Below are 12518 nucleotides of genomic sequence, written 5' to 3' on the forward strand. Positions count from 1 at the left end.
TAGAATCTCCCACAGGGGCCTCACAAAACTGAGAGGCAGTGACACGCCTGTGGGAGCCGGCTTGCCGGCGATAGGGCCCTCGAACCAGAAAAATAAAACGGTTATATAAAAATTCTTAAATAGTATTTTTAAGAATAAAAGCCCCTCGCTACTATTGCCCTCAAGCCAGGCAATACCCCTTCAAATCCCCGCCCGGGATCTCACGCCAAGGAGAACGAGCATGAGTGCATCGCTGCGTAATATCGATGGTCAGGACGAAGCCAGCCTTTTGCGGGAGATCCAGAACGCCCTGCGCGACCTGCGCTTTGGCGCGGTGGAGATCACGGTGCATAACGCCCAGGTCGTGCAGATCGAGCGCAAGGAGAAGTTCCGCCTGCAACAGCCGGGCAATAAGGCCGGCTGAGCCCACACCCTTTCAAAACTAGAACAAATGCCATCGGGAGCTTCACCATGTCCATCCGCCGTTATGCGCTCGCCGCCCTGGCCAGTGCCGTTTTTGCCGGTTCCGCCATCGCCAAGGATTACGAACTGCTGAACGTGTCATACGACCCCACCCGTGAGCTGTACCAGCAATACAACGCCGAGTTCATCCAGCATTGGCAGCAGGCGCACCCGGGCGACACGGTGAAGATCCAGCAATCCCACGGTGGCTCGGGCAAGCAGGGCCGGGCGGTGATCGACGGTCTGCGCGCTGACGTGGTGACCCTGGCGCTGGCCGGTGATATCGACGAAATCGCCAAGCTGGGCAAGACCTTGCCGGAGAACTGGCAAACCCGCCTGCCGGACGCCAGCACCCCCTATACCTCGACCATCGTGTTCCTGGTGCGCAAGGGCAACCCGAAAGGCATCAAGGACTGGGGCGACCTGATCAAGAACGACGTGTCGGTGATTACCCCCAACCCGAAAACATCTGGCGGCGCACGCTGGAACTTCCTTGCCGCCTGGGCTTACGGCCTGAAGGCCGGCGGCAGTGAAGACAAGGCCAAGGCCTATGTGCAGGAACTGTTCAAGCATGTGCCGGTGCTGGATACCGGCGCGCGCGGCTCTACCATCACCTTCGTCAACAATGGCCAGGGCGATGTGTTGTTGGCCTGGGAAAACGAAGCGTTCCTGGCACTGAAGGAAGACGGCGGTGCCGACAAGTTCGAGATCGTCGTGCCGTCGCTGTCGATTCTTGCCGAGCCGCCGGTGGCGGTGGTGGACAAGAACGCCGAAAGGAAGGGCAATACCGCGATTGCCACCGAATACCTCAAACACCTGTACAGCCCGGCCGGGCAGAAAATTGCCGCCCAGAACTTCTACCGCCCGCGTGATGAAAAGGTCGCGGCCGAGTTTGCCAAGCAGTTCCCGAAACTGGACCTGGTGACCATCGACAAGGACTTTGGTGGCTGGAAGACTGCACAACCGAAATTCTTCAATGATGGCGGTGTGTTCGACCAGATCTATCAGGCACAGTAACCGGCCAGGGAAAACCGGGGCCGCGCCGCGGCCCATCGCCGGCAAGCCAGCTCCCACAGGGATCGCGCAGCCTTCAGGCCTGTGGTAATCCTGTGGGAGCTGGCTTGCCGGCGATCGGCTGCAAGGCAGCCCCAAAGATTCAGAAGCCTGCGCCGGCCCCGGATCGATACTTGGCCATGTGCATTCAAAGGGATACCTATGTCACGTCGCATTTCCCCCGTCATACCCGGCTTCGGGCTGACGCTGGGCTACACCTTGGTGTACCTCAGCCTGATCGTGCTGATACCGCTGGCGGCCATGTTCATCCATGCCTCGCAGCTGACCTTCGAGCAGTTCTGGAACATCATCAGTGCGCCGCGGGTAATCGCCGCGCTCAAACTGAGTTTCGGCACTGCCCTGTTCGCGGCCATCATCAATGGTGTGATTGGCACCCTGCTGGCCTGGGTGCTGGTGCGCTACACCTTCCCGGGGCGCAAGGTCATCGATGCGATGATCGACCTGCCGTTCGCCCTGCCCACGGCCGTTGCCGGTATCGCCCTGACCGCGCTTTACGCCCCCCAGGGCTGGGTCGGTCAGTTCGCCACCGACCTGGGCTTCAAGATCGCCTACACCCCACTGGGCATCACCCTGGCGCTGACGTTCGTCACCCTGCCGTTCGTGGTGCGCACCGTGCAGCCGGTTCTGGCCGACATCCCACGTGAAGTGGAAGAGGCTGCCGCCTGCCTGGGTGCCAAGCCGCTGCAGGTGTTCCGCCACATCCTGGCGCCGGCCCTGCTGCCCGCCTGGCTGACCGGCTTTGCCCTGGCCTTCGCCCGTGGCGTGGGCGAGTACGGTTCGGTGATTTTCATTGCTGGCAACATGCCAATGAAGACCGAGATCCTGCCGCTGCTGATCATGGTCAAGCTCGACCAGTACGACTACACCGGGGCCACCGCCATTGGCGTGCTGATGCTGGTGGTTTCCTTCATCCTGCTGCTGCTGATCAACCTGCTGCAGCGCCGTATCGAAACCCCTTGAAGGAGGCCGGCATGTCCAGTTCATCCCTGAGTGCAAGCGCGGCCGCCAACGCCGCCCGCCGTGGCAGCGCCACTTCGCGGCGTATCCTGATCGGCCTTGGTTGGCTGGTATTCGTGCTGTTTTTGCTGCTGCCCCTGGTCATTGTGGTATCGCAGGCGCTGAAGAACGGTTTCGGCACCTTCTTCGAGGCGATCCTCGAACCCGACGCCTTGTCGGCGCTGAAACTGACCCTGCTCGCCGTGGCCATCTCGGTGCCGCTGAACCTGGTGTTCGGGGTAAGCGCCGCCTGGTGCGTGAGCAAGTACACCTTCCGCGGCAAGAGCATCCTGGTCACCCTGATCGACCTGCCGTTCTCGGTGTCGCCGGTGATCGCCGGCCTGGTCTACGTGCTGATGTTCGGCGCGCAGGGCCTGTTCGGGCCGTGGCTGCAAGACCACGATATTCAAATAGTCTTCGCCCTGCCGGGCATCGTTTTGGCGACCATTTTCGTCACCGTACCGTTCGTGGCCCGTGAGCTGATCCCGCTGATGCAGGAGCAGGGCACGCAAGAGGAGGAGGCCGCGCGGCTGCTCGGCGCCAACGGCTGGCAGATGTTCTGGCACGTGACCCTGCCGAACATCAAGTGGGGGCTGATCTACGGCGTGGTGCTGTGTACTGCGCGGGCCATGGGCGAGTTTGGCGCGGTGTCGGTGGTGTCCGGCCACATTCGTGGCGTGACCAACACCCTGCCGCTGCACGTGGAAATTCTCTACAACGAGTACAACCACGTCGCAGCCTTCAGCGTGGCCAGCCTGTTGCTGATCCTGGCGCTCTTCATCCTGCTGCTCAAGCAGTGGAGCGAGAACCGTATTAACCGCCTGCGCCACGGCGCCGCGGAGGAATGACTCATGTCGATCGAAGTTCGTAACGTCAGCAAGCGCTTCAACAGCTTCCAGGCCCTGGACAACATCACCCTGGACATCAACAGCGGCGAGCTGGTGGCCTTGCTCGGCCCGTCCGGCTGCGGCAAGACCACCCTGCTGCGCATCATCGCCGGCCTGGAAACCCCGGACCAGGGCAACATCGTGTTCCATGGCGAGGACGTGTCGGGCCGCGACGTGCGCGACCGCAACGTGGGGTTCGTGTTCCAGCACTACGCACTGTTCCGCCACATGAGCGTGTTCGACAACGTGGCGTTCGGCCTGCGCATGAAGCCCAAGGGCGAGCGCCCCAGCGAAAGCAGGATCGCCGAGAAAGTGCATGAGCTGCTGAACATGGTGCAACTGGACTGGTTGTCCGACCGCTACCCTGAGCAGTTGTCGGGTGGCCAGCGCCAGCGCATCGCCCTGGCCCGGGCACTGGCGGTGGAGCCCAAGGTGCTGCTGCTGGATGAGCCGTTCGGTGCGCTGGATGCCAAGGTGCGCAAAGAGCTGCGCCGCTGGCTGGCGCGGCTGCACGAGGACATCAACCTGACCTCGGTGTTCGTCACCCACGACCAGGAAGAAGCCATGGAGGTGGCAGACCGCATCGTGGTGATGAACAAAGGGGTGATCGAGCAGATCGGTTCGCCGGGGGAGGTGTATGAGCAACCGGCCAACGATTTCGTCTACCACTTCCTTGGTGACTCCAACCGCCTGGCATTGAGCGAAGGGCACCATGTGCTGTTCCGGCCGCATGAGGTGTCTTTGTCGCGCCATGAAACCGAAGGCCACCATGCGGCCGAAGTGCGCGACATTCGGCCGTTGGGCGCGACCACCCGGGTGACCCTGAAGGTGGAAGGGCAGAGCGAGTTGATCGAAGCCGAAGTGGTCAAGGACCACGATAGCCTGACCGGTCTGGCGCGTGGGGAGACGCTGTTCTTCCGGCCGAAGGTTTGGCAGAAGGTGGCGGATATCTGAATCGCGGTGGCTGATGCAAAGCCCGGGGTTGGTCCCGGGCTTTTTTGTACCTGTGAGATTGCCGGGGCTGCTTTGCAGCCCGTCGCGGCGCAAGGCCGTTCATGAATTTTTGGTTATTAATAAATAGCTTCTTATTCCTTTACGAATATAACCCCGTCCTTATACTGGCCTCCAAGCACGCAAACTTACTGGAGGCGTCCCCATGCGCAATGAGTCGATTCGTTACCTGATTGTGCCGGGCTGGCAAGGATCGCCAGACAACCACTGGCAAAGCCACTGGCAGCGCACCCTGCCCAACAGCGCGCGGGTCGAGCAGCATGACTGGTTGACCCCGCAACGCCTGGACTGGGTGCAGGCGCTGGAACAGGCGATTGCCGCCGAGCCCTCGCCAGTCATCCTGATCGCCCATAGCCTGGGCTGCATCACCGTCGCCCATTGGGCCGCGCAGGCCAGCCCGGCGTCGCTGCGGCGGGTGAGGGGGGCGTTGCTGGTGGCGCCTGCGGACGTCGAGCGGCCCGCCTGTGCGCCGGCGCTGCGCAACTTTGCGCCGATTCCGCTCGGGGTGTTGCCATTTCCCAGCCAGGTTGTCAGCTCGGACAACGACCCTGCCGTGAGCGTGCCGCGGGCGTTATACCTGGCCCAGGCCTGGGGTGCCGAAGCGGGGTTGCTGAGCAACGCCGGGCACATCAACGTCAAGTCCGGGCATGAACGCTGGGAACAAGGCTTCGCCTACTTGTATCGCTTGCAAAGCCGGGTCGAGCAGCGCGGACTGCGCCGCGCCTGATTGGCCCTTGTACGCCCGGCCACCTCAGGCCTGGGGCGGGAGTTTTTTCATGACTTTTCAAAACCCGTTTGGCCAGCCGCTGCTGACCTTTCCTGAACTGGACAAAAGCCCCTTGAGCATCCGTGCCAAGGCATTGGTGTTCATCGACCCACGCTCGCAGCGGCTGCGCGATGAGCTTGAGCTCCTGGCGCCGCAACCCTTGCCGGTGCTGATTCGTGGCGAGACCGGTACCGGCAAGGAGCTGCTGGCGCGGCAAATCCACCGTACCAGCGACCGTAGCGGGCTGTTCGTGTCGGTCAACTGCGCGGCCATCAGCCCGACCTATGCCGACGCCGAGTTGTTCGGCTATAGCGCTGGCAGCCATGGCGGTACGGCCAGCAGCCGCGCCGGCTGGTTTGGCTCGGCCAACGGCGGCACGCTTTACCTGGACGAAATCGCCGACTTGCCGCTGGCCATCCAGGGCAAGCTGCTGGCAGCGCTGGAGAACCGCGAGGTGATGCGTGTTGGGGCGCAACAACCACAGCCGGTGGATGTAAGGCTGGTAGCCGCCAGCAGTATCGACCTGGCTCGGGTGGTGCGTGCCGGTCGCTTCAACGAGCGGCTCTACCACTACCTGCATGAAGGCGCGCTGGAGCTGCCGCCCTTGCGCGAGCGGCCAGGCGATATCCTGCCGTTGGCCGAGTATTTCGTGGGTATCTACAGTGCCCGGCTGCAGCGCCCGGTGCCCCTGGTGAGCGAGGCCGCGCAGCAGGTGCTGGAAGCCCACCCGTGGCCGGGCAATACCCGCGAGCTGGAGAATGTCATTCACTTTGCCTTGCTGGTAAATGATAGCGAAGAGCTGTTGCCCCATGACCTCGACCTGCCAAGACCGCTGGCTAGCCATGGCTCATAAGCAAAACCCGTAGGGACTGTATTTTTTGGAATAACTAGCGAAATAAAAGATATTGTTACGGAATAAAAATTCTAGGTATTGTCCGCCTCACGCCCACTGGTGAAGCGGTTGGGCAGCCGATTCGCCATCGCCGATGGCTCAGATTCAGAATAAGGACCACCATGAAGAAGACCCTGCTGACCACCGCCCTGGCCGCTGCCCTGGCGTTTTCCGGCCTGGCCGCCGCTGCCGAGAAACTGGTGGTTGCCGCTACCCCGGTACCGCACGCCGAAATCCTCGAGCTGATCAAGCCTACCCTGGCCAAAGAAGGGGTGGACCTGCAGATCAAGGTCTTCACCGACTACGTGCAGCCGAACGTGCAGGTGGACCAGAAGCGCCTGGACGCCAACTACTTCCAGACGCTGCCCTACCTGAAGAGCTTCAACGAAGGCAAGGGCACCCACCTGGTAACCGTGGTTGGCGTGCACGTCGAGCCGTTCGGTGGCTATTCGAAGAAGGTCAAGAGCCTGAGCGAGCTGAAAGAGGGCGCCACCGTTGCCATTCCGAACGAAGGGAGCAACAGCGGGCGTGCTCTGATCCTGCTGCAGAAGGCCGGCCTGATCACCCTGAAGGACCCGAAGAACGCCCTGGCCACCCCCAAGGACATTGCCGAGAACCCGAAGAACCTGAAGTTCCGCGAGCTTGAGTCGGCCATGCTGCCCCGCGTGCTGGACCAGGTGGACCTGGACATGATCAACACCAACTACGCCCTCGAAGCCGGCTTGAACCCGGCCAAGGATGCGCTGGTGATCGAAGGTGCCGACTCGCCGTACGTGAACTTCCTGGTCGCGCGCCCGGACAACAAGGACAGTGATGCGATGCAGAAACTGGCCAAGGCCCTGACCAGCCCGCAAGTGAAGGAATTCATCGCCAAGAAGTACCAGGGCGCCGTACTGCCGGCGTTCTGATCCGCCAGCAGTCATCGAAAAAACGCCGACCCCCATGTGTCGGCGTTTTTGCTTCCGGCCGCAGCGCCCCTACCAAAGCGCCATCTTGTAGGAGCGGCCTTGTGTCGCGATGGGCTGCAAAGCAGCCCCGGCAATCTCAAAGCTACATACCAACCAGAGCAATCACTGCGCCGGCACCAGCCTGAGCGTGCTCTGCGCCGGAATCACCCCCATCTGCGCCTTCTGATACCGCCCTTGCACATACCCTTCGGCCTGGTCTGCGTAATGCCGGTCGAAGGGCACGCCACTCTGCCCGACCGGGTTGCTGGTCAGCGCCTGCCCGGCATCGGCAAAGTCGATCAGCCGCCGCGTCGAGGGGCCGTAGGTGACCGGCCATGGCGCCGGGCCTATTTTCGCCGACAGGTTGTTCGGTACCTCATGTGTACCGGGGGCGGCGAATGGCCCAACGTTGAACAGCAGGTTCAGCGGCTTTTTCACCCCCAGGGGGTGGTTGTGGGTCAAGGTATGGGCCTTGCCCCACTGCCAGCGCGCCGGGTCGTTGCCGAGGGTGTCGCGCAGGTGCTTCAGGCTGTTGTGCCATGCCGTACGCACCACTTGGGTCCGGTCGGTGTGCTGGTCGCCACCCCGGGTATTCCACCAGGGCGAATCGGCATCCGCCGCCAGCCGTGGCAAGGCGGCGTCGATGGCGCGGGTACTGATCAGTACCGGGAACCAGGTATCGCCCAGTTCATCATGCAGGGCCGAATAGGCCAGCTCGTAAAGGAACTGGTTGAACAGGGTGGCGCTGGTCGAGTCCAGCGGGTAATCGCCCGCCCAGGCGGCCAGTTGTTCCACCAGTTCCTTTTCTTCATCACCTTCGGCTATGGCGCGCAGGGTCGCCAGCAGCGGGGCCAGCATGCGCGGGCCATAATCGCTGGTGGTGTCCAGCTGTAGCGCCTGGCTGTTCTGGGTGTCCCACTTCACCTCAGGGTTGGCCAGCTGGCGATCGAGCTGGCGGCCACGATCGGGCAGGTTGTAGTACCCCGGTATCGGCACCGCCGCCGGTGGCTGGTAATTGGCCGAGACGATATAGCCGCGGGCCGGGTTCTCCTGCTGCGGGTTGGCGCTGAAGGGGTAGAAACCGAGCTTGTCGGCCTGGCTGCTGGCGCCGTCGAGGATGAACGCCGGGTCGACGCCGGCTGGGCGTATCGGCAACTTCGCGGCCGCCCACCAGCCGATATCACCGCGGGCGTTGGCCCAGACGAAGTTCAGCCCCGGCGCATGGACCTTGGCTGTGGCTTCGCGCATCTTGCCCAGGGAGTCGGCGCGGTTGAGCTGGTAGAAACCCTCGAGGATCGGGTTTTCGGTTTCGAGAAACGCCCACCACAGGGCTACTGGCGTGGTGCCGGCGATATTGCCCAGTACATCGTTGACGATGGGGCCATGGGGCGAGCGACGCAGGTTGAGGGTGACTGGCGCTTCACCCTTTACCGCAATCTGCTGCTGGGTGGTTTCCAGTGTGTGCCACCGGCCATCGACCATGACCTGGTTGCTGTCGGCCGGGTTGGTGCGTTCGGCGATCAGGTCGACATCATCGTTCTGGAACATGGTCAGGCTCCAGCCGAAGTCGCGGTTGTGGCCGAGCAGGGCGAACGGGTTGAGCGCCTGGAAGTAGCCGTACAGGTTGAAGCCGGGTGCCGACAGTTCGGCCTCGTACCACACCGCCGGTACTGCAAAACTGATGTGCGGGTCGCCTGCCAGCAACGGCCTGCCACTGCGTGTGCGGCTACCGGCGACGGCCCAGGCATTGCTGCCCTCGAACTGCGGAATGCCGGCATCGCCCAGTGCTTCGTGGCTGAGCCGGGCCAGGCTTTCGAGGCTGCGCCAGTCGGCCGCCGCCAGCGGTTTGCCCAGGGCCCCCTCGGGCTGCCAGCCCAGGTCGAAAATGTTCAGGTAGTCAGGGCCCAACTGGTCGCGGATGTAGGTCAGCGCCGGTTCGGTGCGAAACGCTGCGGCAAAACTGTACGCCAGGTAGCCGGCGATACTCAGGGTGTCTTCGGCGGTGAACGGGCGTGGGGTGATACCGAGCAGGTCGAACTCCACCGGCTTGGGGTGGCTGGCCTGCCAGCGGTTGACCCCGTCGAGGTAGGCTTGCAAAGCCAGGGCGGCCGGCGATTGCGGGTCCTGGCGCCTGGCCATCAGGGCGGCTTGCTCGCGTATGCGCAGGCTGCGGAACAGCGTGTCGGTGGGCAGCAGCTTGTCGCCCAGCACCTCGGCCAGTTCGCCACGTGCCAGGCGGCGCATGATCTCCATTTGAAACAGCCGGTCCTGGGCATGCACATAGCCCAGCGCACGGTACAGGTCCGCCTCGTTCTGCGCTTGCAGGTGCGGCACGCCGCGGCTGTCGTAGCGCACGCTGACCGGTGCCTGCAGGCCGGCCATCGCCACTTCGCCTTCACGCTGTGGCAGCTTGCCCTGTGCATACCAGTAACCAGCGCCAGCGGCCGCGGCAACAACCACGGCCAGTAGGGTCAGGCTGCGCTTCATGCAGACTCCTTGAGCTATCTACGAAAAAAAAGGGTCCGACCTTGGGTGGATGCGCGAACGAGCACTGCCCCCAGGAAGGAGTTTCCATGGCACTCAGCGAAAAACAGAAGATGCTTACCGGCCAGCTCTACCACGCTGGCTGCCCTGAATTGCAGGCCGAGCAGATCGCCAGCAAGCACTGGATGCACCGCTACAATAACAGCGTGGAACTGCTTAACGACGCCCGTCATGGCTTGCTGCGCGAGCATTTTTGCCATGTGGGCGAGGGCACCGTGATCCGCCCACCCTTCTACTGCGACTATGGCTACAACATCCGCGTCGGCCGCAACACCTTCATCAATTTCAACTGCGTGATGCTCGACGTGGTGCCGGTGTCTATCGGCGATGACTGCCAGATCGGCCCCAATGTGCAGATCTACGCCGCCGACCACCCGCTGGACCCCGACGTGCGGCGCAGCGGGCTGGAAAGCGGGCGCCCCGTGACCATTGGCAACAATGTGTGGATCGGCGGTGCGGCGATCATTCTGCCGGGTGTGACCATTGGCGATAACGCGGTGGTCGGTGCCGGTAGCGTGGTGACCCGGGATGTGCCAGCCGGTGCCACGGTGGTGGGTAACCCTGCACGGGTGCGTCAGCCTGCCCAAGGGCAATAGCAGCCCACCGCCAGGGTATTGGAGGCACTGACCTGGCGGCCGTCGAGCAGTGCCTTGAGAATAGGCTCGATGAAGCTGTTGCTGGCATTGCAGACAGCGCCTTCGCTGTAGGGGCCGAAATAGGCCAGGCGACCTCGCCGATCCCAGATGGCCACGGCCGGCGTGGCGGGCAGGTGTTCGCTACCGGGCAGGCTGCCCAGCGGTTGCAGCCCGGTGAGGTTGGCCGGCAGCTGGCCATGGCTGCCGGGCTTTTGCAGCACGTGGAAGGCTACGCCCTGTTCGGCGAACTGGCTGACCAGCTCGGCAAGGTGTTGTTGATTGCCGACATTGCAGGGGCAGGCCGGGTCCCAGAAGTGCACCACGCGGATCGGGCCCGGGCCGGCCAGCTCGGCGGGGAGCTGCAACTGGCTGCCGTCGAACAGCGTGGCCTGGTTGTCGAACGGGCGCAGGTAGCGGGCCTGGAAGGTGGTGAAGGCTTGCCACATCAGGGCGGCGCCGAGCAGCAGCCCGCAAGCGGCAGCCATCGGCTTGATGATCTTGATATTCATGAGAAGTCGTGGGCCGCTCCTACAATCGGATCGATGCAGGTTGTTCGAAGTGGACGAGCTTGCCATGACGAGGGCCAGAGCTGAATATCCCAGATCAATACTTGCTTCACTGTGGATGTACCCGATGCCCCCTGACTTTCAGCCCGACCGCCTGCGTGCCAGCCTGGCGCCGTTCACCGCGCGCCATCCGCTGTCGACTCAAGCGCAGGATTACCAGCGTTTCTATGGCCTGAACCTGTCGGCCCACAGCTGGCTGGGCGGTTTCCAGGCCGCGGGGTTCGAGTTGGTCGGGCAGGCTTGGCTACCCGAGCAGCCAAGCGCGACGCTGTTCCTGCTGCATGGCTATTACGACCACATGGGCCTCTATCGGCATGTGATCGAGTGGGCGCTCGGGCAAGGTTTCGCGGTCATCAGCTGCGACCTGCCCGGCCATGGGCTGTCCAGCGGCGAGCGGGCGAGCATCAGCGACTTCGCGGTGTACCAGCAGGTGCTGCAGGCCCTGTTCGAACAGGCGCGTGCGTTGCAGTTGCCGCGGCCATGGCATTTGTGCGGGCAGAGCACGGGTGGGGCGATCGCGGTGGACCATTTGCTGCACCAAGGTGCCCATAGCCCTGTCGATGGCCAGGTCATTCTGCTGGCGCCGCTGGTGCGGCCATGTGCCTGGCGTTGGTCCAAATTCAGCTATCGCGTGCTGCGCCATTTCGTCAATGGTATCGAGCGGCGCTTCAGTGAGAACACCAACGACCCTGCCTTCCTGCCGTTTCTCCAGGCCGACCCCCTGCAACCGCGCCGGCTGCCCACCGCCTGGGTGGGTGCCCTGATCGCCTGGGTCGAACGCATCGAGGCTGCGCCCAAAAGTACGCGGCGGCCATTGATCGTACAGGGAGAGGCCGACGGCACGGTGGATTGGCCATACAACCTGGAGGTGCTGAAGGCCAAGTTCGCTGAGCCGCAGATCCTGATGCTGCCCGATGCGCGTCACCACCTGGCCAACGAGCTGCCAGGCATTCGCCAGCGCTACTTCGACTTCATCGACCAGCGCCTGGGCTGATCACTTCAGGTCGTTGCTGCTCTGGCCCACTGCCAGGCCGGCACGCACCGCGGCCAGTGCCGCCTGGTAGTAGGCCTTGCCGTCGGGCGACTCGGCAAAGGTGGCGAACTCTTCCAGCTCGGCGTCGGACAGGTCGCGGTACACGTACAGCAACGTATTGTTGAGGTCTTCGCCAATTTGCCCCATGAGCCGCTGGCGCTGACCGTCGAGCAGGCCTTGCGCCTGGCCGCCGCCGAACAGGCCGGGGATCATCGAGCTGAGGCTGTCGGCCGCCACGCCGGCGATGGCCAGGCTGACTTCGGCGCCGGCTTCGCGTGCTGGCAAGGCCTGAGCCAGGTGGCCAATGATCAGCAGGCGGTCATCGCTGGCCTGCATTTTCGGCAAGCCCTTGGCGTTTCTGGCCAGTTCATCCTTGCGCGTGGCCTTGAGCTCGGCGGCTACCACCTTGCGCCCCAGCGGCGACTGGAAGAACGCCAGGGCCGGTGCCGGGTTGGCCAGGCTGGCGCGCAGCTTTGCCTGGGCACGACGGTCTACCGCCTGGGCCTGGAAGCGCTGGTTGCTGTTGTCGACCAGCGCCTGGTACACGGCGGGCGGTAAACTGTTGCGGTAGCGCGCCTGGGCGGCGGTGAGGGCATCGTTGAAGTGGGCGCGCTGGTCGGGCCAGCCGGCAGCCTTGTACAGTTGATCCAGGTTATCTGCCCAGACAGGCGTGGTGCAGATCATCAGCAGAATCAGGGAAAACAGACGGCGCATTCAGGACTCCTG

13 protein-coding genes are annotated in these 12518 nt (G+C 63.3%); 10 read left to right on the forward strand and 3 right to left on the reverse strand.

What is annotated here, in order from left to right; translation table 11 throughout:
- The first annotated feature begins 220 nt into the window (after positions 1-220).
- From oscA to GYA94_RS03310, 8 genes are all read left to right on the forward strand, one after another.
- The gene (gene oscA, locus GYA94_RS03275) at positions 221-403 is read left to right on the forward strand and encodes a sulfur starvation response protein OscA (protein ID WP_110679511.1); all 183 of its coding nucleotides are present in this window, start codon (positions 221-223) and stop codon (positions 401-403) included.
- Positions 404-450: 47 nt separating this feature from the next.
- Entirely contained in the window at positions 451-1458 is a 1008-nt protein-coding gene (locus tag GYA94_RS03280) for a sulfate ABC transporter substrate-binding protein (protein ID WP_110679512.1), read from the forward strand.
- Between the two features lie 198 nt (positions 1459-1656).
- Entirely contained in the window at positions 1657-2475 is an 819-nt protein-coding gene (cysT, locus tag GYA94_RS03285) for a sulfate ABC transporter permease subunit CysT (protein ID WP_009683704.1), read from the forward strand.
- A gap of 11 nt (positions 2476-2486) precedes the next feature.
- A complete protein-coding gene (gene cysW, locus GYA94_RS03290; protein ID WP_009683703.1) occupies positions 2487-3359 on the forward strand; it encodes a sulfate ABC transporter permease subunit CysW in 873 nt (290 codons plus the stop codon).
- Between the two features lie 3 nt (positions 3360-3362).
- Positions 3363-4352, forward strand: coding sequence for a sulfate/molybdate ABC transporter ATP-binding protein (locus GYA94_RS03295; protein WP_009683702.1), 990 nt, complete (start codon positions 3363-3365; stop codon positions 4350-4352).
- Between the two features lie 202 nt (positions 4353-4554).
- Positions 4555-5136 carry an alpha/beta hydrolase gene (locus GYA94_RS03300; RefSeq protein ID WP_161891778.1) on the forward strand — a complete coding sequence of 194 codons (582 nt, stop codon included), beginning with the start codon at positions 4555-4557 and terminating at the stop codon, positions 5134-5136.
- Positions 5137-5185: 49 nt separating this feature from the next.
- The gene (locus tag GYA94_RS03305) at positions 5186-6028 is read left to right on the forward strand and encodes a sigma 54-interacting transcriptional regulator (RefSeq protein WP_110679515.1); all 843 of its coding nucleotides are present in this window, start codon (positions 5186-5188) and stop codon (positions 6026-6028) included.
- Between the two features lie 161 nt (positions 6029-6189).
- Complete coding sequence (locus GYA94_RS03310) at positions 6190-6975, forward strand: MetQ/NlpA family ABC transporter substrate-binding protein (protein ID WP_054905155.1); 786 nt, start codon at positions 6190-6192, stop codon at positions 6973-6975.
- Between the two features lie 162 nt (positions 6976-7137).
- Here GYA94_RS03310 and GYA94_RS03315 read toward each other — a convergent pair whose 3' ends face one another.
- Positions 7138-9501 (reverse strand): penicillin acylase family protein, encoded by a 2364-nt coding sequence (locus GYA94_RS03315; protein ID WP_161891779.1) that lies wholly within the window; start codon positions 9499-9501, stop codon positions 7138-7140.
- A gap of 86 nt (positions 9502-9587) precedes the next feature.
- On the opposite strand from GYA94_RS03315, the gene GYA94_RS03320 reads away from it, so the two are divergent.
- Positions 9588-10154 (forward strand): sugar O-acetyltransferase, encoded by a 567-nt coding sequence (locus GYA94_RS03320; protein WP_115295032.1) that lies wholly within the window; start codon positions 9588-9590, stop codon positions 10152-10154.
- Here GYA94_RS03320 and GYA94_RS03325 read toward each other — a convergent pair.
- Complete coding sequence (locus GYA94_RS03325) at positions 10133-10678, reverse strand: DUF6436 domain-containing protein (RefSeq protein ID WP_371928284.1); 546 nt, start codon at positions 10676-10678, stop codon at positions 10133-10135. The genes GYA94_RS03320 and GYA94_RS03325 overlap by 22 nt on opposite strands.
- 148 nt (positions 10679-10826) lie before the next feature.
- Between GYA94_RS03325 and bipL the strand changes: the two genes are divergently transcribed.
- The gene (gene bipL, locus GYA94_RS03330) at positions 10827-11753 is read left to right on the forward strand and encodes a phospholipase BipL (protein ID WP_161891780.1); all 927 of its coding nucleotides are present in this window, start codon (positions 10827-10829) and stop codon (positions 11751-11753) included.
- On the opposite strand, the gene GYA94_RS03335 is transcribed toward bipL, so the two are convergent.
- Positions 11754-12506, reverse strand: a complete 753-nt coding sequence (locus GYA94_RS03335; RefSeq protein ID WP_054913341.1) for a DUF2059 domain-containing protein — start codon at positions 12504-12506, stop codon at positions 11754-11756.
- Between the last annotated feature and the right edge of the window lie 12 nt (positions 12507-12518).

Origin of the sequence: Pseudomonas juntendi (genome assembly GCF_009932375.1) — a bacterium.
Taxonomy (GTDB): Bacteria; Pseudomonadota; Gammaproteobacteria; order Pseudomonadales; family Pseudomonadaceae; genus Aquipseudomonas; species Aquipseudomonas juntendi.